Below are 23,125 nucleotides of genomic sequence, written 5' to 3' on the forward strand. Positions count from 1 at the left end.
TTAGTTGAAAAGTTTTATCGTAGTGGTTAAATTCGATTTAATGGTGAAATTCTTCACGTCGGTGAATTTGCTGCCTTTCGCCGATTTGATGCGATAAACGACGCGGTAGTTACCCGGCTGCAATGGTACGCTGATCTTGCTGCTACCCTCGGGCAGGTTCCAGATCCATTCCTGGCTGCCGTCTGGGTGCATGAGGTACAAACTGCCGTAGCCTTGCATGTCCTGGGTGATGTTGAGCGCGCCCGGCGGCGCGAAAGAAATCTCCGTGGCCTGCCCTTGCCGGATGGTGACGGTTTTCCGGATGCGGGGCAAGGTGAGCAACTCTACTTCATAGGTGCCGGTCAGGTATTTCTGCTGACTGGGGAACCGCTGAGTCTGGAGCAGGTTCACGTCTCCCTTCTGGCGCACCAGCGCGGTCACAGAGCCGTAAGAAGTGGGCGCATCTTGCCGCAAATACAGATAGCCTTGCGGCACTTTCACCTTGAATACATTGTGCCGGCCGGGTTTGATGTCCAGGTTTTGCAACTCTACGGCCGGAAGCGTGTTCACCAGCAGGTTGTAGGAACGCAGGGCGTCAATCTCCAGCTCATCGGGCTTGCCGGCCGCATCCAGGTAATGCACAAAGTTGTACTCGGGTTGGCCGGTCACGTTGTTGAGGAAGGTGAGGTTCACGTTGGTCTCCACGGGCCTACCAGCGTCATCCGTCAGTTCCACCGATACCGTAGTTTTCTTCAGGGCGATGTTGATGACGTTGTCCAGTACTTTCTGGAAAGTCTTGATGTCGGAGGCGTTGTAGTACTGGCCCATGCACCCAAACTGCTGCGCATAGCCGGGGTCTTCGCCCAACCCAATGATGAACGGCTTTAGGAACACCCGCTTTTTCTGCAAAGCCAGGGAGGTGGCGCAGGGGTCGCCGCCGCAGCTTTCAAGCCCATCGGTGATGATGACAATCACGTTCCGGGCATTGGGGTCTGGCGGGAAATCATTCGCCGATTGCTCCAGGGAGAAGGTGATGGGCGTGTTGCCTTTGGGCGTGATCAGCTGGAGTTTCTTCTTGATGTTTCCGGCATTGTGGGCCGCAAACGGCACCTCCAGCTTGGTGTCTTTGCAGTTCTTCAGGTTGGCCGCTGATTGGTGCCCGTAGACGCGCAGGGCAATCTCCAGGTTCGCGTAGGTGTCCAGCGAGTCGGCCATGCGGGCCAGCATGGTTTTGGCCACGGCCCAGCGTTGGCTGGTTTCCCATTTCGCCAGCATGGAGCCTGAGGCATCTAGCAGGAAAAGCAGTCGGGTTTTCTTGGGCGGCGGTTGCTTGTTTTGCGCCGCCGCAGGCAGCGCCAGCAAACCTCCCAACAGGAGGCAGACCAGCCACAGACAGACGGAACGCATCAGTTTCATGCCGCAGAAGAAATAGGGCAGGCACACCGGTGCCCGCCTTTGGTGGAATTAATAATCGTTGAGGGTTTCTTTGAGTTGCACCAGCGCCTGCTCCAGTTGAGCATCATTGGGAGCTACACCGTGCCACTTATGGGAGCCCATCATGAAGTCTACCCCAAAGCCCATCTGGGTGTTCATCAGGATGCAGATGGGTTGTCCCTGGCCGGTCAATGCCTTGGCTTCGTCCAGCACCGGAAGCAGCTGCGCGAAATCGTTGCCGTTCTCACAGTGCAGCACTTTCCAGCCGAAGGCCTCAAATTTGGCGCGCAGGTTGCCTAAGCTCATCACCGCGTCTACGGGGCCGTCAATCTGCTGGCCGTTGTAGTCTACCGTCCAGATGAAGTTGTCTACTTTGTGGTGGGCCGCATACATGGCCGCTTCCCACACCTGCCCTTCCTCCAACTCGCCATCGCCGGTGAGCACGTACACCAGTTTGTCATCGCCGTTCAGTTTCTTCACCTGTGCCGCGCCAATGGCTACCGATGGGCCCTGCCCCAGTGAACCAGACGCAATCCGGATGCCGGGGAGGTGCTCCTCAGTGGCGGGGTGGCCCTGCAGACGGGAATTCAACTTCCGGAACGTGGCCAGTTCCTTAGGGTCAAAGTATCCGGCGCGGGCCAGGGTGCTGTACCAAACCGGAGAGATATGCCCGTTCGAAAGGAAGAACAGGTCCTCGCCGATGCCGTTCATGTCAAACTCGGGCTTGTGGGTCATCTGCCGGAAATAAAGCGATACCAGAAATTCAGTACAGCCCAGAGAGCCGCCCGGGTGCCCGGAGTTGACCGCATGTACCATGCGCACAATGTCGCGGCGTACCTGGTGCGCCACGTTCAGCAGTTGTTCCGCCTCGTAGTTGAATGGGTTCATATAGAATGTAGGTAGGTGCTAAGTAAAAAGGTGTTGATTAAAGTGATCGCTTCCCGTTTTAGGGGGCTTTTCAGGAAAACGGGCCTAAAATGAAAAAGGCTGCCCGCCCAAACGGGGTAAGCAGCCTTTTACCTTATTTCAGCAATTGCGCCGTGTGGTTCTTGGTGTCTACTTTGGTGATGATGTCTTCAATGATGCCTTCTTCATCTATCACGAAGGTGTAGCGCATGGTGCCCATGTACTTGCGGCCATACATGCTTTTCTCCTGCCAAACGCCGTACTTCTCCACAATTTCGCGCTCGGTATCAGCTAGTAACGGGAAGGGAAGGTCAAACTTCTGGATGAACTTCTGATGTGATTTCTCATCATCTACGCTTACGCCCAGCACTACAAAGCCTTTGGCCAGCAGCGCGTCATAATTGTCTCTGAGGTTACAGGCCTGGGCCGTGCAGCCCGGCGTATCGTCTTTGGGGTAGAAGTAGAGCACTACTTTCTTGCCTCTGAAATCACTCATCTTCACCGGCAGGCCGTTCTGGTCCTTTACCTCGAAGTCCGGGGCCGCATCACCTTTCTGTAGCATATTGTGTAGTTGTTGGTTGTTAGTAATTAGTTGTTAGTTTTTTTATCGGTTGATAGTTTTCAAATTTGGCTGGTTCTGTTCTGAAAATTCTAGTTCGTTTTCGGCTGATTTTATGAAAAGAGCCTCAAAACAGACCGGAAGGTTTAAGCGAATAAACGCTAAAACCTTTATCTACCATACCCAAAACTGACAACTACCTACTGACACCTAAAAACTAAATCTTAGTGGTATAGACGGCTTCGTTGCCCATGGCATCCTTCACCCGCAGCACCACGTCTCCGGCCAAAGGTACAGTTTTATCCAGTTTCTCTGAGGTGAGCGTGGCGTTTTTGTGTTCCCACTTCAGGAGCAGCCATTGGCCGTTCACCTCGCAACTCCAGGACGCAATACCCGACAGATTATCCCAGATTCTGAAGCTGATCTGGTTGGGTGACTTGCTGTTCAGCTTGATGGTAGGCGCCACGGTATCGGTTAACACCTTGAACTTGCCCAGGTCTTTGGCACTGAACGTAATGGCATCGCCGTTCCAGACGCCACCCAGGAAACCGGCGCCTTTGCCCCAGCCCAGCGCGTACACCGCCGCCTTGCTTTTATCAGCGGGCAGCTTGGTGGGCCGGATGGTCACCTTTGCCGGCTGGAAAAGCGTCACCAGCGGGTTGTTGATGGTAAAGACATCCTGAGCATCACGGGAGGTTTGCAGGATGAGCGTGTCATACAGGGAGTTCTCCCGAAAGGTAATGTCCAGAAATCGGTTGGAGTACAGATACTCCGTGCCGGGCGGAACCAGGTGGTTGAACGGGAACCGCACCCGCGTACCGGATACTTCCGCCGAGTCTGGCAAACCGCCAATCATGTTGTACAGGTACACCGAGCCGGCCTTGGTAGTGTACGACGGAATCACCGCGTACTTGTAGTTACCGATGTACAGATCCAGGTTCCGGGCCTCTTTGGCGGTGTCGGCTACGGTGATTTTCAGGATGCTCTCCATCACTTCATGGCCAATCTTGGGCTTCACCACGGTAGGGGTGCCGGTCACTTTGTAGGCGCTGCTTTCCCCTCTGATATGGAACCGCAACTGCGAGACATTCTTATAAGAGTCGGTGAGATCAGCCACCACCTCGTAGATTTTCCCTTCCTCAATCCGGAAACGGCCGCGGCTTTGGTCTACCTCATAGATGGGCAGCGTATTGCCATCGGCCACGTACAGGCGCTGGAAAGCCCGGTTCTTCAGCTTGATGATTGGGAAGTTGATGTGTGCCGAAACCTGCCGCTGCTTGTCAAACGGAACGCCGTCAATGTTGTGGCGGTAAACCGGTTCTCCGTTGATTCTGAGTTCCATGGCCTGCACGCCGTTGGTGTTGGCAGCCCCATTGTACTGGTCTATTGCCTGAATTTCCAGCCCCAGCAAACCAGCCGCCGACAACGTGTCTGCAATGGTATAGATATTTCCTTGTTTTACCGGCGTAAACTCGCGGCGCACGAACTCCCCGCCCACGCGCGCGTCCATGCTCTGCGGCGTGAGCGCAAAGTTGTACACCGTAGGCGGAATGTGGTCCACGATCTCAGTGAAACCGTACCGCAGCGGGTTCAGCAGGTTGTCCTTGGCATCGCGTACCTCAAAGTGCAGGTGCGGCCCGCCCGAGCCACCGGTGTTGCCAGAAAACGCGATGACATCGCCTTTTTTTACCGGGAACTGGGCCTCGTTGAAGCGCTCCTCCACCTCAAAGGACTTTTTCTGGTACTGTACGCCCAACATGTAATCAGCTAGGGCCGGTACCAGGTGGTTCAGGTGAGCGTAAGTGGTCACCAGTCCGTTGGGGTGGGTGACGTACACCAGATTGCCGTAACCGTAGCTGGAAATCTTCACGCGGGAGATATAGCCATCGCCGGCGGCGTAGACCGGCAGCCCGATCTTGCCTTCGGTCTTGATGTCAATGCCGCCGTGGAAGTGGTTGGGCCGTATTTCACCCATACTGCCCGAGAGAAAGTTCTGGGTGCCGGGCTTGATGGGAAACGTAAACGGATTGGCGTTGAAAGGAGCTTGCGGCGCCGGAACCGGAGCCGGGGACTGCGACAGGGCAACCCCGCTACTACCTACCAGAAAAGCAACTACAAGAGATCGGAAACTATTTAACTTCAAAATTCAATAAGTTTTTGTCTTCTATAAACGCCTCAAGGCGGTCACCTATTTTAACGGGGCCCACGCCCGCCGGCGTGCCGGTGAAGATGAGGTCGCCTTTCTTGAGGGTGATGAACCGGGACATATACGCCAGAATCGCGCCAAAGTCGTGGAGCATCATGCCTGAATTGCCCTGCTGTTTCAGTTCACCGTTTAGTTTCAGACCGAAATTGATGTTGTCAAACGCCGGAAACTCCTCTACCGGCAGAAAGTCTGAGATAGGGGCCGAGCCGTTGAAACCTTTGGCCAGGGTCCAGGGCAGGCCTTTGGTCTTGGCTTTGGTCTGCAGGTCACGGGCGGTGAAATCAATACCGATGCCGATGCCGTCAAAGTATTTGGACGCGAACTTGGGCTGGATGTTCTTGCCTTCTTTGCTGATGCGCAGCACCAGTTCTACCTCGTAATGGATGTCGGTGCTGTAGTCAGGGAAGTAGAAAGGTTCGTTGTTGCGCAGAACGGCAGTATCGGGCTTGAAGAAGATGACCGGCTCATCGGGCACCTCGTTTTTCAGTTCGGCGATATGTTCCGCGTAATTACGACCTATGGCAAGTATTTTCATGGCTGTTTTTTTGTTTTCAAAGATAGGACTTTCTCGTGCTTGCCTCAAGTTTGGCAAAAAGAGATAGGTAAAAATAAAATTGGCATGGAATTGTATAGCGGTTTACCTATAGATTTGCGCCGGATTCTGGAGAGGCCAACACTTTGTCTTCTTTTCTCCGTATAGGTCATCGTTCCCAGACGGAGGGCTATGCCGGGCAGGATCTTTTTTGTATTACCTTAACCTATCTATGAAAATGAGTAAGTTCAGAAATGCACTCTTTACGTTGGCGGTTCTGCTGATGGTAGGGTGTACCACCGTTCCCATCACGGGGCGCCGCCAGGTATCGCTGGTGGGCGATCAGGAAGTGATTCAGATGTCGTTCCAGGCCTATAGTGACCTGATGAAGCAAAGCAAGCTCTCTAGCAACGCCACGCAGACCGCCATGGTGAAGCGGGTGGGGCAGCGCATTCAGCAAGCTGTAGAAAGTTTCATGCGCCAGCAAGGGGCCTCGGCTCAGTTGGAAGGATACCAGTGGGAGTTCAACCTCATTCAGGATGACAAACAGCAGAACGCGTTTGCCATGGCCGGCGGTAAAACTGCGGTATACACGGGCTTGTTGCCCATCACTCAAAATGAAACCGGTTTAGCGGTAGTAATGGGCCACGAGATTGCCCACGCCATTGCCAAGCACTCCAATGAGCGCATCAGCCAGCAGCTGTTGGCCGAGTACGGTGGCGCTACCCTGGGTTCATTGGGAGGAGGAGCCTCTACCCAGGTGATTAACTCTGTGTATGGTATTGGCGCGCAAGGACTTCTCCTGAAGTACGGCCGTACCCAGGAAACCGAAGCCGACCGTCTGGGCCTGATTTTCATGGCGATGGCCGGTTATAATCCAGAATCGGCGATTCCTTTCTGGGAGAGAATGGCTGCCAACAGCGGCGGACAAGCCCCCCCGGAAATCCTGAGCACGCACCCCTCAGACGCTACCCGTATCGCAAACATCCAGAAGAACCTGCCAGAAGCGAAGAAATACTACAAAGCCCGCTAAGCTATGAAAGCCAGAACCAAATGGTTTGTCTTCGGGGCCGTGTTAATGGCGCTGTTGCTGAAGTCTGACAAAGCGAGGTAGTAGCTTTGGTATCACGTATCGTGTATCAAGTAGCACGAGGAATAATTCTTTGAACAGAACGGCCTCCTTCTCTATGAAGGAGGCCGTTCTGTTTTGGGGCTGTTTTGACGAAAAGGGGATGAAAACGGATTGTCTTTTCAGAGGTATGGGGCAATCCCTTGTTGTTGCCCCTGCGTTTGCCACCGCAGTTTTGGTTGTTGGTGAGAACACCAACAACGGCATAGACGGCATAGGTTGACCAGTTTAACAGTCTTGATCTCAATACCTGCAAATGTACTGTAGAGACAAGGCATGCCTTGTCTCCCTCTATGGCGCGGAAGTTCCTTCCGTGACTTACCAAGATTCCTTTAGGCACGGAAGTAACTTCCGCACCATGGAAGGCTAAAACAGAGAGGCCTCTTTCAAACGAAAGAGGCCTCTCTGTTTTAGGACTGTTTCTAAGAAATCAGCCCTGAAACTCTTGTCTAAGTCGTGCTACTTGATACGCGCTACTTGCTACTAAACTACAGTTTCAAAGCTGTTTGCTGCAAAGCGCCCCTGAGCTTAATGCGGGTCAATACTTTCTTGGTGTAGAGCGGGAAATCGCCTTTCATCATCCAGTCATAGTAGCTGGGTTCTTTCTTCAGGACATCTTCCACGGCTACGTTTTTGTGCTTCCCGAAATTAAAGACTTCCACACCGTTGCTGTTATACACGATGCGGCCCGCTAAATCGGCGGTTTTCTGGAAGGTAAACTTGTGCAGCGCCTGCATGTCATTCTGCACCGGGAAAATGGCCTGATCCTCGGCGCCAGGCAAAGGCACCTGTTCGTACATCTCCACCTGTGATTTCAGGATTTCGTAGGTGGCAATGGTATCCGCCTCCGCGGAGTGGGCGTTCTCCAGCGGTTTGTTGCAGTAGAACTTGTAAGCCGCCGAAAGCGTGCGCTGCTCCATCATGTGGAAGATGCGGCACGCATCCACAATGGAACGGTTCTCAATGTCAAAGTCAATGTCTACGCGCAGAAACTCCTCGGCCAGCAACGGAATATCAAACTTGATGAGGTTGAATCCGCCTAGGTCACAGCCTTTCAGAAACTCATCCAATGACCTCGCCAGTTTGGCAAACGTAGGGCAATCGGCCACGTCATCGTCGTAGATCTTGTGGATCATGCTGGACTCGATGGGAATGGGAATGGTGGGGTTGACGCGGGTAGTCTTGAGGATTTCCTCGCCGTTGGGCATCACCTTCAACATACTGATCTCCACGATGCGGTCGCGGCAAATGTCCACTCCCGTGGTTTCCAGGTCAAAGAAGACGATGGGTTTGCGCAGATGTAATTTCATTGACGAGGTTTTAGGAAGCGGTGATGGTATCGGCTAGCTGCTGCAGGTCCAGGTTCCCGAAGGTGCCAGACGTCATCATGAGCAGGTTTTTGTCTTTCCAGTTGTTGTTGAGTAAAAACTCTTTCAACGCCTGATTATCAGTATACACTTCAATGGAATCATCGCCGAAGGCCGCTTTCAGATCCTGGGGATCTAACGGGGGCATGCGCTTGTGCTCCAGGGTATGTGGATTGAAGTACACAATCTTGACATCGGGGGCCAGGAACGTGCCGTTGTATTGCGGCAGAAAATCTTTGTTCAGGCTACTGAAGGTGTGCAGCTCCAGACAGGCAATCAATTTACGATCAGGGAATTGCTTCTTCAGGGCCTCTGACGTGGCTTTCAGTTTAGACGGGGCGTGCGCGAAATCTTTGTAGACCAGCGTGTGCTCGTTCTCGCCGATTTTCTCCAGACGGCGGGCCGCGCCTTTGAAGGTCGCCAGCGCCTCATAGAACGCCTGGCCTTTTATGCCAATCTGCTTGCAGACTTCCTTGGCCGCACTGATATTTCTTAAGTTGTGCTCCCCGAATAGCTGAATTTCTACATCGTCCTTCTTCGTTTTGAGCATGGTTTTCCCATTCTTCTTGATTTTGTGCTCGTGGATGGTGTAGCCAATGTAGTTTACGTCAGAGTTGTTGGGCACGCACACTTCCTGCACTTGCTCATCGTCCTGGTTGTAAATGAGGGTACCAGCCTTTGGCGTCATGTCCACGAAGATGCGGAACTGCTCGCGGTAATTTTCTTCGGTGGGGAACACGTTGATGTGGTCCCAGCTGATGCCGCTGATGACGCCAATGTGGTGGTGGTACTTATGGATTTTGGGTACGCGCTGGATAGGCGAGGAGAGATACTCATCGCCTTCAATCACAATGATAGGCGCATCCTCGGTGAGTTTCACCATCAGGTCAAAGCCTTCCAACTGGGCACCCACCGCGTAGTCAAACTTACGGTTGTGGTATTGGAGCACGTGCAGGATGATGGACGTAATGGACGTCTTGCCGTGGCTGCCCGCAATGACAATGCGCTGCTTGTTCTTGGACTGCTCGTAGATGAACTCCGGGAAGGAGAAAATTGGGATGTTGTGTTCCTGCGCGTAGAGCAGCTCAGGGTTATCCGGGCGGGCGTGCATGCCCACAATCACGGCATCGGGGGTGGAATGAAGCTTTTCGGGGAACCAGCCTTCGGCTTCGGGGAGCAACCCTTCGGCGGCCAGGCGGCCTTTGGCTGGTTCAAAAATCTCATCGTCTGAGCCTGTTACTTTCAGGCCTTTCCGGTGCAATGCCAGGGCGAGGTTATGCATAATGCTACCTCCAATGGCAATCATGTGAATGTGTTGATACGCCTCTGTACTCATGTAGTCTCAATCAAAGAGAGCAAATGTAGTGATTTTAGGATACGACCTTCTACGCAAGTGTCAACGGATTTGTGGATATCTCCCAGGAAAATTGTGGATTACTCTCAAAAGCTTCCCTAAAAAATGGCCGGAATGGCCCTTGATCAGGAAAGAATTTCATCTGATTTTAGCCTGTTTTCTGGAAAAAGGGCTCAGAACGGAATGCCGTTGCAAGGTGATTTTTAACCAGCAGATTCTTCCTCCAAAAATCTGTTACCTCCTAAGCAGCAAGTAGTATCTTGCGTAAGCGCACAGTCAGGAAAAAATTCTTCGAAATTATTTAAGTCCGGGAGGGGGCTGGATTCAAGGTGAGAATCAGGGGAATAGACGGGACGCTGAAATGGAACAGCCCGAGTGTGGATATGTAGGCTTTTTTTGTGGATTACCTGAGGCGCGAACTTGCTTACATTTGCTTTTATGGAGGAGATGAAATTAAAAGCGACGCGAGGTAAGGCTGCCTGGAACCCCAAGCAGACCGTATCTCCAGGAATGGGAAAGCTTCCGCCGCAGGCGTTGGAGCTGGAAGAAGCGGTATTGGGTGCGCTCATGTTGGAGAAAGACGCCCTTACGGCAGTTATTGACTTATTAAAACCCCAAAGTTTTTACAAAGACGCGCACCAGCGCATTTTCAAAGCGATTCTGGCCCTGTTTGACAAATCTGAGCCGATCGATATTTTAACGGTTACCCAGGAACTGCGCGAGCAGGGCGAACTGGAGTTTGTGGGCGGTCCCTTTTACGTGACCCAACTCACCACCCGCATCAACTCGGCGGCTAACATTGAGTTTCACGCCCGTATCATCACCGAGGCCGCCATCAAGCGCGACCTCATCAGTATTTCCTCTGAGGTACTGGGCCGCGCCTACGAAGACACCACCGACGTTTTCGACCTGTTGGACTCCACCGAGGCCAAGCTGTTTGAGGTGTCTGAAAGCAACATCCGAAAGAACTTTGATGACATGCAGTCTTTGATGCACAAAGCCATCAAGGAACTGGAAGCCAAGAAAAGCCAGAAAGAAGGCTTAACCGGGGTGCCCAGTGGTTTCAATGCCCTGGACCGCGTGACCTCCGGCTGGCAACCTTCTGACTTAGTGATTCTGGCCGCGCGTCCCGCCATGGGAAAGACGGCGTTCGTGGTTTCGGCCATGCGGAACGCCGCTGTGGACTTCAACAAAGGCGTGGCGATCTTCTCGCTGGAGATGTCCTCCATTCAGTTGGTCAACCGTCTTATTTCAGCGGAGGCTGAGCTGGAAGGGGAGAAGATCAAGAAAGGAAACCTGGCCGATTACGAGTGGGCACAGCTGAACCACAAGATCTCCCGCCTGAGCCAGGCGCCTATTTTCATTGACGATACCCCCGGTCTGTCCATCCGGGAGCTCCGCACCAAGTGCCGTCGTCTCAAAGCGCAGCATGATATTCAGATGATTATCATTGACTACCTGCAGCTCATGAGCGGGAACACCGACGGCAAAGGCGGCGGTAACCGGGAGCAGGAAATCGCGTCCATCTCGCGGGCTTTGAAGCAGTTGGCCAAGGAACTGAACGTGCCGGTAATCGCGCTCTCGCAGTTGAGCCGGGCCGTGGAAACCCGAGGTGGCGACAAGAAACCAATGCTCTCTGACTTACGTGAATCTGGTTCCATTGAGCAGGATGCCGACATGGTGGTCTTCCTGTACCGTCCGGAATACTACGGGATCACCGAGGATGAGATGGGGAACCCGACGTTGGGCGTGGGGGAAGTGATCATCGCCAAACACCGGAACGGTGAGGTAGGCAGCGTTTTCCTTAAGTTCATCGGTAAGTTCACCAAATTCGGTAACCTGGAAGACGGCTTCGGGGGAGGTGGCAGCATAGACAGCGGCGGCGGATTCCCAACCTCAGACTTTGACGGACCACCGTCGGGCGGAGGTCCCAGCACCATCCGGTTAGGCAGCAAAATGAACGACGGCGGCGGATTCCCGGCTTCGTCCTTTGATGATGCGCCTCCGTTCTAATTCAGTTGACATAACTATTAACAAAGGCCACTTCCTGAACAGAAGTGGCCTTTGTTTTTAAGCCTGTTTTAGAAAAACGAGCTAAAAACCGGGAGGCGTTTACCGTTCTGGCAAGATCTTCCTTACCTTAAGGCCACTTCTCCTACATAAATAGGCAATGGCAAAAAATTACCGCAATTGGGCGCTAAGTGTTGTCGTGACGCTGGTCACCTTTACCGGCTGTTACTTTCTGGGCCGGCATTTTGGCTTTTCATCATTTGTCTTCAGCTGGGTATTGAATTTTGCGCTGATGAGTTGGATCACCATGGTCATCGCGCTGCTGAATCCTGCATTTGAATCTGATTATTTCACCCCGAAGCCGTTTGAGCGAGATGGGAAGGTATACACCTACGCCGGAGTTCACCTCTACCGGAAACTGCTGGTGTGGGTAGGCTGGGAGAAACTGAACAAGGCCACTAACCCCGTGAAGAAAGATGTCACAGCCCTGCATACCTGTGAACGAAGTTCAAGGAAATCAGAAGCCGGCCATGTGATGATTGCCTTGGTGGTGTTTGCCGTGGCGGCTGTGTTTACTCCTTCCTTAGGAGAAGCTAAATGGCTGATTTTGTTGAATGTCCTCTTCAATATTTTCCCCGTGATGGTGCAGCGATACAACCGTCCTAGGTACCTGAGGGTACTTTCTGTGATGCAAAGGAAGAGGGCAGCCCAACCTTTCATCCATTAGAAAGATAGAGTTACAACATACTAATTGCTTAAGGTTTTAAGCGTAGTTTTAGGAAAACAGCCTTAAAACGACCGATGGTGCCAAGTGTATTCCTCCCTTTTCATAGCTAACATAAAAACAGTTGGGTTTCTACGAGAGCCGTTTGCCCAGTCCTTTCCCTAAAATGAACAAGATCACAAAAGTTGCCCAAGTCCTGAGAAAGAGAGGTTTGCTGGGGACGCTGAAATTGGTGAAAAACCGGCTGCGGGGCCGAAGGATAAAGAACTACCGGGTTTATCAGGAGCTACTCCAGCAGAAAGCCGGGATAGAGATTGGCGGGCCCAGCGGTTTCTTTTCCCGCGAAGTACCGGTGTATGACGTGGTGAAATCTTTGGACGGGGTAAATTTCAGTTCGTCTACCGTGTGGGAGGGGGAACTGACGGAAGGGCCTACCTACACCTACGGCCAGGGCAGAACGGGGCACCAGTTTATCTGTGACGCGGTGAACCTGGAACGAATCCAGACGGGTACGTATGACTTCGTGTTGTCCTGCAACAACCTGGAGCATATCGCTAACCCTCTGAAAGCATTGACCGAATGGTTGCGCATCCTGAAGCCAGAGGGAATGCTGCTGTTGGTGCTCCCTTTCAAGGAAAGCAACTTCGACCACCAGCGGAGCTATACCACCATGGCGCATCTGCTGGACGATTTCCGGAACAACACCTCCGAGGAAGATTTGGCCCACCTGCCGGAGATACTGGAACTGCACGATCTTTCTATGGACGCGCCAGCCGGTGATTTCGAGAACTTCCGGAAACGCTCGCTGGCCAACTTCCAGAACCGATGCCTGCACCACCACGTGTTCAGCTTAGATCTGCTGGAGGAGATTTTCCACTTCCTGCAAGTAGAAGTGATTGCCAAAGACAGCACCGACACTGACTTAATCATCCTAGGCCGTAAAACCAGCTAAGAACTTGAGGAAGCACATTTCAGGCAGCGTTCTTATGACCTACCGGCGCGGTTTGGCGGTACTTTCAGAAAAACAGCCCTGAAACGCTTTCCTCCCAGAACTGATGCCAATAACCGTTCTTCCTTTCCAGAGAGCTGAAATATCGGCCATCCAAGTAAGATTCCCGTAAGGGAGGCGCGTTTCCGGGAGCGTGGGGTTCTGATCTCCGTTTTAAGGCTCTTTTTAAGAAATCAGCGGGAAAACAACTTCTGGGGTAGAGCGTTTCTGAAGAATGAACGTATAGAACCGGGCCGTAAACCAAGTTATTTCCGTTTGTGCGTCAGTTGTGGTAAGTTCGTGGAAGTGTTGGCTTAGTTTTATCCAATGAATACGTTTCAATTAAAAAGAGGCATCCTCCGGATGGAAGGGGACCGGATTTTCATCAGTGGGAACCAGGCCAGGTATGTGAAAGTGCTGTATCTTATCGCCTCCATCGGGTGGAGTGTCTTTTTCTCGGTTCAGGCCCAGAAGCATTATAAAACCTATCTGATTACCCTACAGCTCTACCAACTGCTTTTCACGCTCCTGTCCTCGGCCATGGTGCTGTTCTGGCTGTACGTGGGGTATGCGCGGGGCATCAAGGATGCCGGCCGAGATGAAATTGACGTGAAGGAAATCGTGAAAGCCCAGAAAAAGCTGCGCGCTTCTGATGAGGTGCCCATGATTACCCTTTTCCTGGAGAACAACCGCCGCCGAACCCTGGAGTTTAACCACCTGGATGATCTTCACTTCGCCGACTCTCTGGCCGGGCGGGGCGTGCTCATTGTAGAATAGCAAAATAAGGAACCACCCGGCACCGTTTCAAAGAAGAAAGCCGTTTATAGGCCGTTTACGGGAAAAGCGCTTCAAAACAGCCCCAGCATCGAGAGCGGCAATTAACTTTCTGCGGATGATTCTAATTGCCCCGATGGATCATAACAGGTAGGCTTCAGCGGGGAAAACGCTTCCGGAGGAGCTTATCTGTTGGAAATATCTGGGCCGGAGAAAATGACACTATGAGGAACCACTACACCATACCATCCTTTGCTTTGAAGATATTCACCCTGAAGGCGCACGTACGGGCGCTGCTGCTCGGGACCGTAGTCTGTTTTCTTTTCGTGGGAAATGCGTGGGCTCAGGACAACTTTGACACCGAGAAGCAGTTGTACTTCTTCCGGATCTGGGGCCACGTGAAATACTACCATCCGGCCTCCGCCATGGGCCAACTCTCCGCCGATTCCCTTTTCCTGGCGCACCTGCCCCAGCTTGATTCCGCTAAAAACCAGAAGCAGGCCAATGCGGTGTTCAAGCAATTATTGAAGGACGTGGGCGTACCGGCCGGTGAAAAGTTATCGCCGCAGAAAGATCAGCCCAAAGGCGCTTTCCTGCTCAAGAACCTGGACGACACCTGGCGGACCAAGTCCAAGTTTCTGACTTCGGAGAACCGGAAAACGCTGAATCAGATCTTTGAGCACCGCTATACCAGTGACAAGCATTACTACACGTACGTGCGCAATAACCCTTACGGCGGTACCATGCCTCATGAGCCCGAGTACGCCGTAGAACCCAAAGAGAACCTGCCGTACCCGCTCCGGATGCTAGCCCTGGCCAAGTTCAAAGCCTTTGTAGACTACCTGTACCCGTACAAGCACCTCATGGATGAAAACTGGGACGATGTCATCAGTTTGTACATTCCGCAGTTTGCCCAGTGCGCCACCCGTCAGGAATATGAACGGCTGCTGCTGGGAGTGAACGCCCGTTTAGACGATACCCAGGCCTATTCCTTTTTCCGGCAGCTCCACTACCGTGAGAAGCTGTTCAAGAACCATTTCTACCCGCCTTTTGACTACGAGGTGGCCGAGAAGAAGATTGTGGTCACCGCCCTGATTGACGAAGCCCTCTGCAAGCGCTCCAACATCCGCCGCGGCGATATCATAGAAGGACTGGATAGTGTGCAGGTGAGCGAGTGGGTAGCTGCCCTGGATGCGCTGCTCTCGGTCTCCAACCAGTCGTCTCTGTGGTCACGCGTGGGCGAGTGGGGCGATAACCTGCTGTTCCGGTCCGAGGACCCGCTCATGCAGGTGCAACTCACCCGCGGCGAGGAGCAGCTCACCACCACGCTCCGGCTCATGGACCCCGCCCAAACTGCTAAAGCCAAACTCATTGACGCCTACTTCAAGAAGAAACATGCGGTGCCGGCCAAGAAAAGCAAAGGCCTGGCGTACGCCGCCCGGGGCATCGTCCACTTTAAAATTGATGACACGTTCCGGCTGATCAAAGACGAAACCTCAGAGGAAGATTACCGCCTCATGGACTCGCTCTTCAGCCGGGCCATGAAGGCGAAGGGCATTATCTTTGACATGCGCGGCGAGCCCGATAACAGCGATTTCGTTTTCCATTATGCCTTCAAGAAGTTCGGGAAGCCCGACCACTACTTTGCGCGCTATTACCAGTTGAATCCCTACCAGGTGGGTTCTTACCGGCTGCTCACCCAACCCGAGGTGTACTACCCCACAGAGCTGAAACCAGAAGAGGCCAGCTATCCGGGCAAAGTGGTGATTCTGGTGAACGGGACCACCCAAAGCATTGGCGAGTGGCATACCATGAGCTTGCAGCGGCTTTTCCCCGGCAGCATCACCCTGGGCGAATCCTCGGCTGGGGCCGATGGAGACGTGAAACGGATCGTTTTACCGGGCAATTACGTGGTGGCGCTCTCGGGCAATGGAATTTACTACCCCAACAATGCCGTGACCCAACGCCTGGGCGTCCGCCTGGACGAAGAAGTTAGGCCAACCTTAAAAGGCGTTCTCGCCAAGAAAGACGAGCTGCTGCAGAAAGCCATCGAGCGAATCGGGGTAGAAGAGGAGAAAGGCGAGACGAAGAAAACGGAGACCAAGAAATCGGCTGAAAAGAAAACCGCTGACAAGAAAGCGCAGGCCAAGAAATAGAATAGGGCTGCCGTAGAAGCTGCTGTGTTTGCTTTACAGTAAATACAATCCACTAAGTGAGTAACCGTCACTTAAGAAACCCACCCCAATCTCAGGACTTTGCTTTACAGTGAATCCGGTTTTGGGGTGGGTTTTTTGTGCCGTTTTCAGAAAAGAGCTTTATTTCGGTTATCCCTTCTATCAAACATTTACGCGAGAGCATCGGGTTTTATGAACTTAATCACTATATTGAGTTATAAAATATATTTGTAAAATATAAAGCTGCACTTTGTTCACTAAATCTATCCTTGCTTCTTCATGATCAATAAACTCAAGCACACCGTACGCGACAGGATTGTAAATGCCGTGCGCCCCATGGTAGAAGGAATGGTCAAGCAACGGCTCCTACCCATGGACAGCAGGGTGTTGGATAATTCGTTTATCACCGGCAAACTACTCCCGTATAACACCACCTCCACGGAGTATATCGTGAAAGTTGAAAAGGATGGAAGGGCCTCGGCGTCTACGCCACCTATTCCGCCCCTGGAGTATTGGGAAGGGTACGCCGATTCAGACGAGGATTATCTGGCCGGGGGCCGAAAGGACATGGCGGCCATGCTCTCCATCTTAAACCAGGCCAATGAAACTCCTTTGACCCTGACCAAGGTGCTGGATTTAGGCTGCGCGGCCGGCAGAATGTTACGGCACTACCCCTGCCTCACAGATACCACAGAACTGTGGGGTTCTGACATCAATGCCAAGTACATCAACTGGTGCCAGCAGAACTTTGAGGACCCGTTTTACTTCCTTACCAATACCACCGCGCCGCATTTGCCTTTTGAAGACAATTCCTTTGATCTGGTGTACTGCGGCTCGGTGTTCACCCATATCACCGATACCGCCGATGCGTGGCTGATGGAAATCAGGCGCATTCTCAGGAAAGGAGGCTATGCCTACCTCACCATCCATGATGAACATACGCTTGACCTCATGTTCACCAAGTACAAAGATGATCCGTTGTTCTTTTACTTTGTAGAGGCCGTGCGTAAGTTCTACGAGGAGCAGTCTGCCGAAGCGCTGAAGGATTACGTTTACTTTACCATCTTCTCAGATCCGGCCTCCCAGATTTTCTACAACCGGGAGTACCTCGTCAAGAAATGGTCGCGGTTCGCGACGGTGGTGTCGGTGACGCCCGAGGCGCATGACCATCAGACCGCTATTCTATTGCGGAAGCCATAGGTACATCTCAGCGTCAGAAATCAGTATGTTTTTAGAAAAGGAGCGGTAAAACGGCAAGCTGTGATAATGCTCAGGCCGGCTTTTCTGTATAAGCTGATCTCTGAAAGTCATTCAGGCGCGTTCCTCTGCAGAACCTGATTTTCAATTCACGTAAGTAGTAAACCAAACATTCTAGGTAGACATGGGATTATTTTCAGCCATAATGGGGAACGCAGGAGCGGTGAACCAGGAAACATTACGCAGAGACTTCGGCAAACTGCTGGCCGAGGGGGAGGAGATAGAGTTGGGTTTCAAACTGATCAGAGATACGTTTATTTTTACCTCCAAAAGGTTGATTCTAATAGAAGTGCAGGGGCTGACGGGCAGCAAGGTAGAATACCTTTCCATCTCCTATAAAAGCATTTCCCGTTTCAGCGTGGAAACCGCCGGCACCTTTGAGCTGGACGCTGAACTGAAGATCTGGGTTTCCAGTGAGCAGGAACCAAGCATCAGAAAGAAGTTCAACAAGGCGGTGAATGTGTATGAAGTACAGAAAGTGCTGGCCCTGCATATTCTCAAGTAACACCTTGCACGCGCGTTTCCCGGGCCGTGCGGGGAACGTCTGTTTCGGGGCCGATTTCCTAAAAGTAACCTCTAAACGACGGTGAAATACTTCTCCGTACCTTTAAGCCGTTGCATAGAAAGCAACGAGACAAGGCAAAAGACAGTACAAACACCAGTAGTAAACGTTTAGCGGAAATGGAAAACCAAGAGAAGAAATATAACGCCCTCACCCCCGAGGAAGAATACGTGATCCTGCACAAAGGCACCGAGCGCCCCTTCACCGGCAAACTGTACACCGTCAAAGAACCCGGCACCTACATCTGCCGCCGCTGCAACGCGCCCCTTTACCGCTCCGAGGATAAGTTTGAATCGCACTGCGGCTGGCCCAGCTTTGACGATGAGATTCCCGGCGCGGTGACCCGCGTGCCTGACGCGGACGGACGCAGGACGGAGATTGTCTGCTCCAACTGCGGCGGTCACCTGGGGCACGTGTTCCTGGGAGAGCGGTTCACGGCCAAGAACACCCGCCACTGCGTGAATTCCATTTCCATGGAGTTTGTGCCGGCGCAGGACAAATAACCAGCACGCACACGGTTGGAGGGGATCATCTTCATCGGGATGCAGGCATCGGGGAAATCTACGTTTTACAAGCAGCATTTCTTCAACTCCCACGTGCGCATCAGCCTGGACCTGCTCAAGACCCGCCACCGCGAGCGCCAGTTTCTGCACCTTTGCCTGAAAACAAGCGCAAAACTGGTCGTGGACAATACCAATCCCAGAAAAGAAGATCGGGAGCGCTATATCGCGCAGCTGAAGGAGCGGCGTTACCGCGTGGTGGGGTATTTCTTCCAGACCTCCCTGCCAGAGGCACTCGCCCGCAACCAGGCCCGCGAAGGGAAAGACAAAGTTAAAGACATCGCCTTGTATGATGTCCGGAAGAAGTTGCAGCCGCCCTCGTTTGACGAAGGCTTTGACCAGCTCTTTTCGGTCCGCATCCAGGGCGATGCTTTTTTAGTGGAAGAATGGACAAAACCAGCTGAAAATGTTTGAGAACCGAAAGATCGATTGGCAGCAGAACGAGCAGAACCAACCCAAAGGCGTGTATGCCTGCAGCCGTTGCGGCAGCCCCTTGTTTTCCTCAGACCAGAAGTTCGATTCCAAAACCGGTTTCCCCAGTTTCTGGGCGCACTTAGCCGAGAACGTGCAGCAGCACTTGCTGGAGACCTATGACCGCGAGCGGATTCAGCTGCTGTGCTACCACTGCGGCCTGCACCTGGGGCACCTGTTCAAAGATCTGAGAACGCCCAGCCAGGTCCGGTACTGCATCAACGCAGATTCCATTCGGCTTCAGCCTTCCTCCTCATAAGTAAACACGTAATGAGATGAAGGGAGGAGTGAAGCGCACGTTACATTTTGCGGCCATATTCAGGAAAACAGCCCCTAAACAAGTAGTTGCTGCGTTATGCTTTGAACGGGAAATCGCCCAACTCCTGCGCCAGGAAATGCGCCAACAGGGTTTGCTGGATAGGGTAAGAGAGTCCCAAGCTTCCCATTTCCTCCATGAACCTTTCCTTCTCCCCGTGGCCGCCCACGTACCCATTCACCCGCGCCACCGCCGTAGAATTGTTGAACGCCTCTTCCTGCGGATAGATTTTCTGCAGCTCGTTCAGCACCGCTGGCACCCTTCTGAGTTTCCATTTCTGGTGCCGTTCCTCGGCTAAGTAAAACTGCTCGTACGCCAGCACTTCCGTCATAATTTTCTGCTGCAAACGTTCTTCCGCTGTTTTAATGGCCTTTCTCGCCAGTTGCTCCTGTTCCGGTGAATGATAGAAGATAGCTGAAGTGTACTGCCGTTTTCTGGGTTCCTTGGTAGGGGTGTGGTGGGCGAAGAACTGTTCCAGCAGCTGGGCATACGTCACCTGATCCGGGTCGAAGTCCAGTTGCACGGTTTCCAGATGATCGGCGATGGTGCGGTACGTGGGGTTCTCCGTTGATCCTCCGGCAAAACCTACTCTGGTCCTGATGACGCCGGGCATGGCCCCAAAAAGCGCCTCCGGTCCCCAGAAGCAGCCCATCGCCAACGTAGCGGTTTGGGTGGCCGGGTAAGTAATCTGGTCTAAGGCGGGAAGTCTATTTTCTTCTAAAGGATGCATGGCCTCTTGTACGGAAAAGCCTGCCGCGGGTGAAGGACCAACCTTGTTCTCATTTACAGAATTGAAGAACAGCCCGTAATAGCTTATGGTTAAGCCTTCGTCTCATGCGGGAAGGAAGCGGCGTGCCAGAGTAACACCACGTAACTGCCGCTCCGGCTTGTTTTTAGCCCGATTTCTGAAAAACAGGCCAGAAACAGGTTCTCAGCTTCAACTTCATCTTCACTTTTGCCTGGAGGTTTCTATTTGATGCGAAGTCCTCCTGAAAGAAATTCGTTTGACTTTGGTTGCTGCTAAGGGGTGGTCTCTGGAGGCGGTGAACCGTTCATCCCATTTTTCCAGTCCTTCATCACATTTAGTTTTCAGAACGCGTTGGGCGGGCTAACCTTGTTTCATCACAACGCCATTACGGTCCTGTTTTCATCTTGCCTGTCGCTTCATTTCAGAGCCGAGGCCAGCACGGAAAACAAGTGCTTCTGACAACTGAGATCACCCCAACCCTAAAGACACCGAAATGAGAAACGTATTACTCCTGGCAACGGCCGGCGTGCTGGCTGCGCACATTACTTTGGCCCAGACGCCGCAAAACAGGCCTGCTCCGGCACCCGCACCCACTGTCGCTCCGCAGACGGCACCGAAAGGGAATGGCAAAATATCCGGCGTTGTCTTAGATGAAACCGGGAGAAAGCCCGTGGAATTTGCCACCATCTCGTTGGTAGAGAAATCCTCCGGCAAAACCGTAGATGGCACCGTCACCGATTACAAAGGCAAGTTCTCCCTGGTACGGGTGGCGGCGGGGCAGTACCGGTTATCCATCAGCTTTCTGGGGTATGAGACCTCGGTGGTGGACAACATCTCCCTGGGGAACAAAGACGAGGTGAACATTGGCGTGGTGTCTCTGAAAGGAGGGGCGAAGAAACTGGAGGAAGTAGCCGTGGTGGGCGATAAACTGTTGATTGAGGACAAGGTGGACCGCCTGGTATACAACGCCGAGAAAGACCTCACCAACGTGGGCGGCACCGCCAGCGATGTCCTGAAGAAAGTGCCGGGGTTAACCGTAGACCTGGAGGGCAATGTCGCGTTGCGGGGCAGTTCCAACCTGCGGGTTCTGATCAACAACAAGCCCTCGGCGGTGATGGCCACCAGCCTGGCCGATGCGCTTCAGCAGATTCCCTCAGACCAGATCAAAAGCGTGGAAGTGATCACCAGCCCATCGGCGAAGTACGATGCGGAGGGCACGGCCGGTATCATCAACATCATCACGAAGAAAAACAGCCTGCAAGGTTTGAATGGCAACGTGTCGGGTTCATACGGCACCCGCCTCAGCAACCTGACCGGCAACGTGAACTACCGCAAAGGTAAGATAGGGGTGAACACCGCTTTCGGGCAAAACTGGCGGAACAACCCCATGGAGAGCACCCGCGAAACCGTGTACAGCGGCATCCCGGGCATTGATCGGTTAAGCCAAACCATGGAAGGCAAGCGGGAGGGCGAGTTCCAGATGCTGCAAGTGGGGGTAGACTATGAGCTTTCCAAGAAGAGCAGCTTGGCCGCCGGTTTACGCATGCAGAGCGGGGAGTTTGCCTACATCACCACGCAAACGTCATCCTCCTATCTGGGCGGGGAGATGACCAGGAGAAACACCCGGTTCAACCGCAATGAATTTGACGCCCTGAACTATGACCTCAACCTTGATTTTTCCCGGCAGTTCGCCAAGCCCGGGCAGGAACTCAGTGTCCTTGGCTTGTTGAGCCGCAGCAACCGCGAGAACTTCAGCTTCGCGGAAGTGTACAACCGTGACCAGCAACTGGCCTTGCGGGAGCAGAACCTGAACGATGCCTTCAATATGGAGAAAACCCTGCAGGTAGATTACAGCCATCCTTTCAAAAACAAGCATGTGCTGGAGGTAGGGACCAAAGCCATTCTGCGGTCGGCGGAAAGCGATTACCAGTTTATGGTGGCGGAGCCGGCTTCCGCGCCCTTTCTGAAAATCCCCAGCCGGTCCGATGTCTTTGCCTATGACCAGAATGTGGGGGCAGCCTACGCTTCCTATGAGTTTAGCCTGCTCAAGAAGTATAACTTTAAACTGGGCACGCGCTATGAACACACCAAGGTAGACGGCGATTTCCGGTCCACTGAAACCTCGGTTAAGCAGCATTATAACAACTTTATTCCCAACGTGGCCATTTCCCGGGCCCTGAAGAACAACCAGACGGTCAAGTTCAACTACACCAAACGCATCCAGCGGCCGCAGTTAGGACTCCTGAATCCGTTCGAGAACCGGACCGATACCTTTAACATTCAGGTAGGAAACCCCAATCTGCGGGCCGAGATCACCCACGCGTACGAGCTGGGGTACAGCGCCTTCTCCAAGAGTGGGACCTCCGTGAATGCCACGCTTTTCTGGCGCCAGACCAACAACTCCATTGAGGCCTATACCTTGCCTAACCAGGAAGGGGTGAACTATACCCGGTTCGGGAACATTGGCCGAAATGCCAGTTATGGGGCCAACGTTTTCGCGAGCACCAAATTCTTGGAGAAAGGCAACGTAAGCGGCAACCTGAATGTGTACCAACTGGACCTGGAAAGCCGTACCTCCGAACTGAACGCGACGAACAGCAGCCTGATGTTCCATGCTAACCTCAATGCCTCGTATGCTTTCAACAAAGGAATCAGCGCGCAGCTTTTCAGTCTGTACAACTCGCGCCGGGTCACCTTGCAGGGCAAAGCATCGGCGTTTGCCATGTACTCCTTTGCGGTGAAAAAAGACATTCTGCAGAAAAACGGCAGCATCTCGGTTGGTGTGGAAAATCCTTTCTCCGCCAGTCTGAAGCAGCGCACTACCTTCCAAACCGCTTCCGCCGAGCAAGTCAGCACCCAGTACATGTATAACCGTCAGGTACGCATCAGCGCCAACTACAAGTTCGGGAAAATGGCCTCAGCCAAAAATCAGCCTAAGCGCAAGAAAAAGATCAACAACGATGACGCGAAATCAGACGGAGACAGCAACGGCTGATCTGTTGCCCCAACAAACAGGAAGCAACTTCCTGAAAAATGGAGCCGAAAGGTAATCTCCGTTCCTCTACTTCTGCTTTA

Annotated in this window: 20 protein-coding genes; 12 read left to right on the forward strand and 8 right to left on the reverse strand. The window is 52.9% G+C overall.

Features of this window, described 5'->3' with window-relative positions; genetic code table 11:
- The 5 genes from H7U12_RS20955 to H7U12_RS20975 form a co-directional block, all read right to left on the reverse strand.
- Complete coding sequence (locus H7U12_RS20955; RefSeq protein ID WP_186641875.1) at positions 1–1,386, reverse strand: vWA domain-containing protein; 1,386 nt, start codon at positions 1,384–1,386, stop codon at positions 1–3.
- Positions 1,387–1,443: 57 nt separating this feature from the next.
- Complete coding sequence (locus H7U12_RS20960) at positions 1,444–2,301, reverse strand: transketolase (protein ID WP_186641877.1); 858 nt, start codon at positions 2,299–2,301, stop codon at positions 1,444–1,446.
- Between the two features lie 133 nt (positions 2,302–2,434).
- The gene (gene bcp / locus H7U12_RS20965; RefSeq protein WP_186641879.1) at positions 2,435–2,881 is read right to left on the reverse strand and encodes a thioredoxin-dependent thiol peroxidase; all 447 of its coding nucleotides are present in this window, start codon (positions 2,879–2,881) and stop codon (positions 2,435–2,437) included.
- Positions 2,882–3,095: 214 nt separating this feature from the next.
- On the reverse strand, positions 3,096–5,021 hold the full coding sequence (locus H7U12_RS20970; protein ID WP_241749597.1) for a M23 family metallopeptidase: 1,926 nt from the start codon (positions 5,019–5,021) through the stop codon (positions 3,096–3,098).
- Positions 5,008–5,619, reverse strand: coding sequence for a fumarylacetoacetate hydrolase family protein (locus H7U12_RS20975; RefSeq protein ID WP_186641880.1), 612 nt, complete (start codon positions 5,617–5,619; stop codon positions 5,008–5,010). Before H7U12_RS20975 ends, H7U12_RS20970 begins: the two co-directional genes overlap by 14 nt.
- 235 nt (positions 5,620–5,854) lie before the next feature.
- Here H7U12_RS20975 and H7U12_RS20980 point away from each other — a divergent pair, with 235 nt between their 5' ends.
- Positions 5,855–6,649, forward strand: coding sequence for a M48 family metallopeptidase (locus H7U12_RS20980; RefSeq protein ID WP_186641881.1), 795 nt, complete (start codon positions 5,855–5,857; stop codon positions 6,647–6,649).
- A 584-nt stretch (positions 6,650–7,233) separates the two neighbouring features.
- Here H7U12_RS20980 and H7U12_RS20985 read toward each other — a convergent pair.
- Both H7U12_RS20985 and H7U12_RS20990 read right to left on the reverse strand, forming a co-directional pair.
- Positions 7,234–8,055, reverse strand: coding sequence for a 3'-5' exonuclease (locus tag H7U12_RS20985; protein ID WP_186641882.1), 822 nt, complete (start codon positions 8,053–8,055; stop codon positions 7,234–7,236).
- A gap of 10 nt (positions 8,056–8,065) precedes the next feature.
- Complete coding sequence (locus tag H7U12_RS20990) at positions 8,066–9,448, reverse strand: UDP-N-acetylmuramate--L-alanine ligase (protein ID WP_186641883.1); 1,383 nt, start codon at positions 9,446–9,448, stop codon at positions 8,066–8,068.
- Positions 9,449–9,913: 465 nt separating this feature from the next.
- On the opposite strand from H7U12_RS20990, the gene dnaB reads away from it, so the two are divergent.
- The 10 genes from dnaB (at position 9,914) to H7U12_RS21040 (ending at position 19,245) form a co-directional block, all read left to right on the forward strand.
- Entirely contained in the window at positions 9,914–11,479 is a 1,566-nt protein-coding gene (dnaB, locus tag H7U12_RS20995) for a replicative DNA helicase (protein WP_377164806.1), read from the forward strand.
- A gap of 157 nt (positions 11,480–11,636) precedes the next feature.
- A complete protein-coding gene (locus tag H7U12_RS21000) occupies positions 11,637–12,203 on the forward strand; it encodes a glycosyl-4,4'-diaponeurosporenoate acyltransferase CrtO family protein (protein ID WP_186641885.1) in 567 nt (188 codons plus the stop codon).
- A 163-nt stretch (positions 12,204–12,366) separates the two neighbouring features.
- Positions 12,367–13,152 carry a methyltransferase domain-containing protein gene (locus H7U12_RS21005; RefSeq protein ID WP_186641886.1) on the forward strand — a complete coding sequence of 262 codons (786 nt, stop codon included), beginning with the start codon at positions 12,367–12,369 and terminating at the stop codon, positions 13,150–13,152.
- 363 nt (positions 13,153–13,515) lie between these two features.
- On the forward strand, positions 13,516–13,965 hold the full coding sequence (locus H7U12_RS21010; RefSeq protein ID WP_186641887.1) for a hypothetical protein: 450 nt from the start codon (positions 13,516–13,518) through the stop codon (positions 13,963–13,965).
- A 221-nt stretch (positions 13,966–14,186) separates the two neighbouring features.
- Positions 14,187–16,118 carry a S41 family peptidase gene (locus H7U12_RS21015; protein ID WP_186641888.1) on the forward strand — a complete coding sequence of 644 codons (1,932 nt, stop codon included), beginning with the start codon at positions 14,187–14,189 and terminating at the stop codon, positions 16,116–16,118.
- A 297-nt stretch (positions 16,119–16,415) separates the two neighbouring features.
- Positions 16,416–17,336 (forward strand): class I SAM-dependent methyltransferase, encoded by a 921-nt coding sequence (locus H7U12_RS21020; protein ID WP_186641889.1) that lies wholly within the window; start codon positions 16,416–16,418, stop codon positions 17,334–17,336.
- Positions 17,337–17,517: 181 nt separating this feature from the next.
- On the forward strand, positions 17,518–17,898 hold the full coding sequence (locus tag H7U12_RS21025) for a PH domain-containing protein (protein WP_186641890.1): 381 nt from the start codon (positions 17,518–17,520) through the stop codon (positions 17,896–17,898).
- A 176-nt stretch (positions 17,899–18,074) separates the two neighbouring features.
- Positions 18,075–18,458: a methionine-R-sulfoxide reductase gene (locus H7U12_RS21030; protein WP_186641891.1), complete on the forward strand. Its 384-nt coding sequence runs from the start codon at positions 18,075–18,077 to the stop codon at positions 18,456–18,458.
- A 15-nt stretch (positions 18,459–18,473) separates the two neighbouring features.
- Positions 18,474–18,929, forward strand: a complete 456-nt coding sequence (locus H7U12_RS21035; RefSeq protein WP_186641893.1) for an AAA family ATPase — start codon at positions 18,474–18,476, stop codon at positions 18,927–18,929.
- On the forward strand, positions 18,922–19,245 hold the full coding sequence (locus H7U12_RS21040) for a peptide-methionine (R)-S-oxide reductase (RefSeq protein WP_186641895.1): 324 nt from the start codon (positions 18,922–18,924) through the stop codon (positions 19,243–19,245). Before H7U12_RS21035 ends, H7U12_RS21040 begins: the two co-directional genes overlap by 8 nt.
- 94 nt (positions 19,246–19,339) lie before the next feature.
- Here the strand turns inward: H7U12_RS21040 and msrA are convergent, their stop codons facing one another.
- Positions 19,340–20,032, reverse strand: coding sequence for a peptide-methionine (S)-S-oxide reductase MsrA (gene msrA, locus H7U12_RS21045; RefSeq protein ID WP_186641898.1), 693 nt, complete (start codon positions 20,030–20,032; stop codon positions 19,340–19,342).
- A gap of 511 nt (positions 20,033–20,543) precedes the next feature.
- Between msrA and H7U12_RS21050 the strand changes: the two genes are divergently transcribed.
- Positions 20,544–23,045, forward strand: a complete 2,502-nt coding sequence (locus tag H7U12_RS21050; protein ID WP_186641899.1) for a TonB-dependent receptor domain-containing protein — start codon at positions 20,544–20,546, stop codon at positions 23,043–23,045.
- The last annotated feature ends 80 nt before the right edge of the window (positions 23,046–23,125 follow it).

The organism is Rufibacter sediminis, assembly GCF_014269285.1.
GTDB lineage: Bacteria > Bacteroidota > Bacteroidia > Cytophagales > Hymenobacteraceae > Nibribacter > Nibribacter sediminis.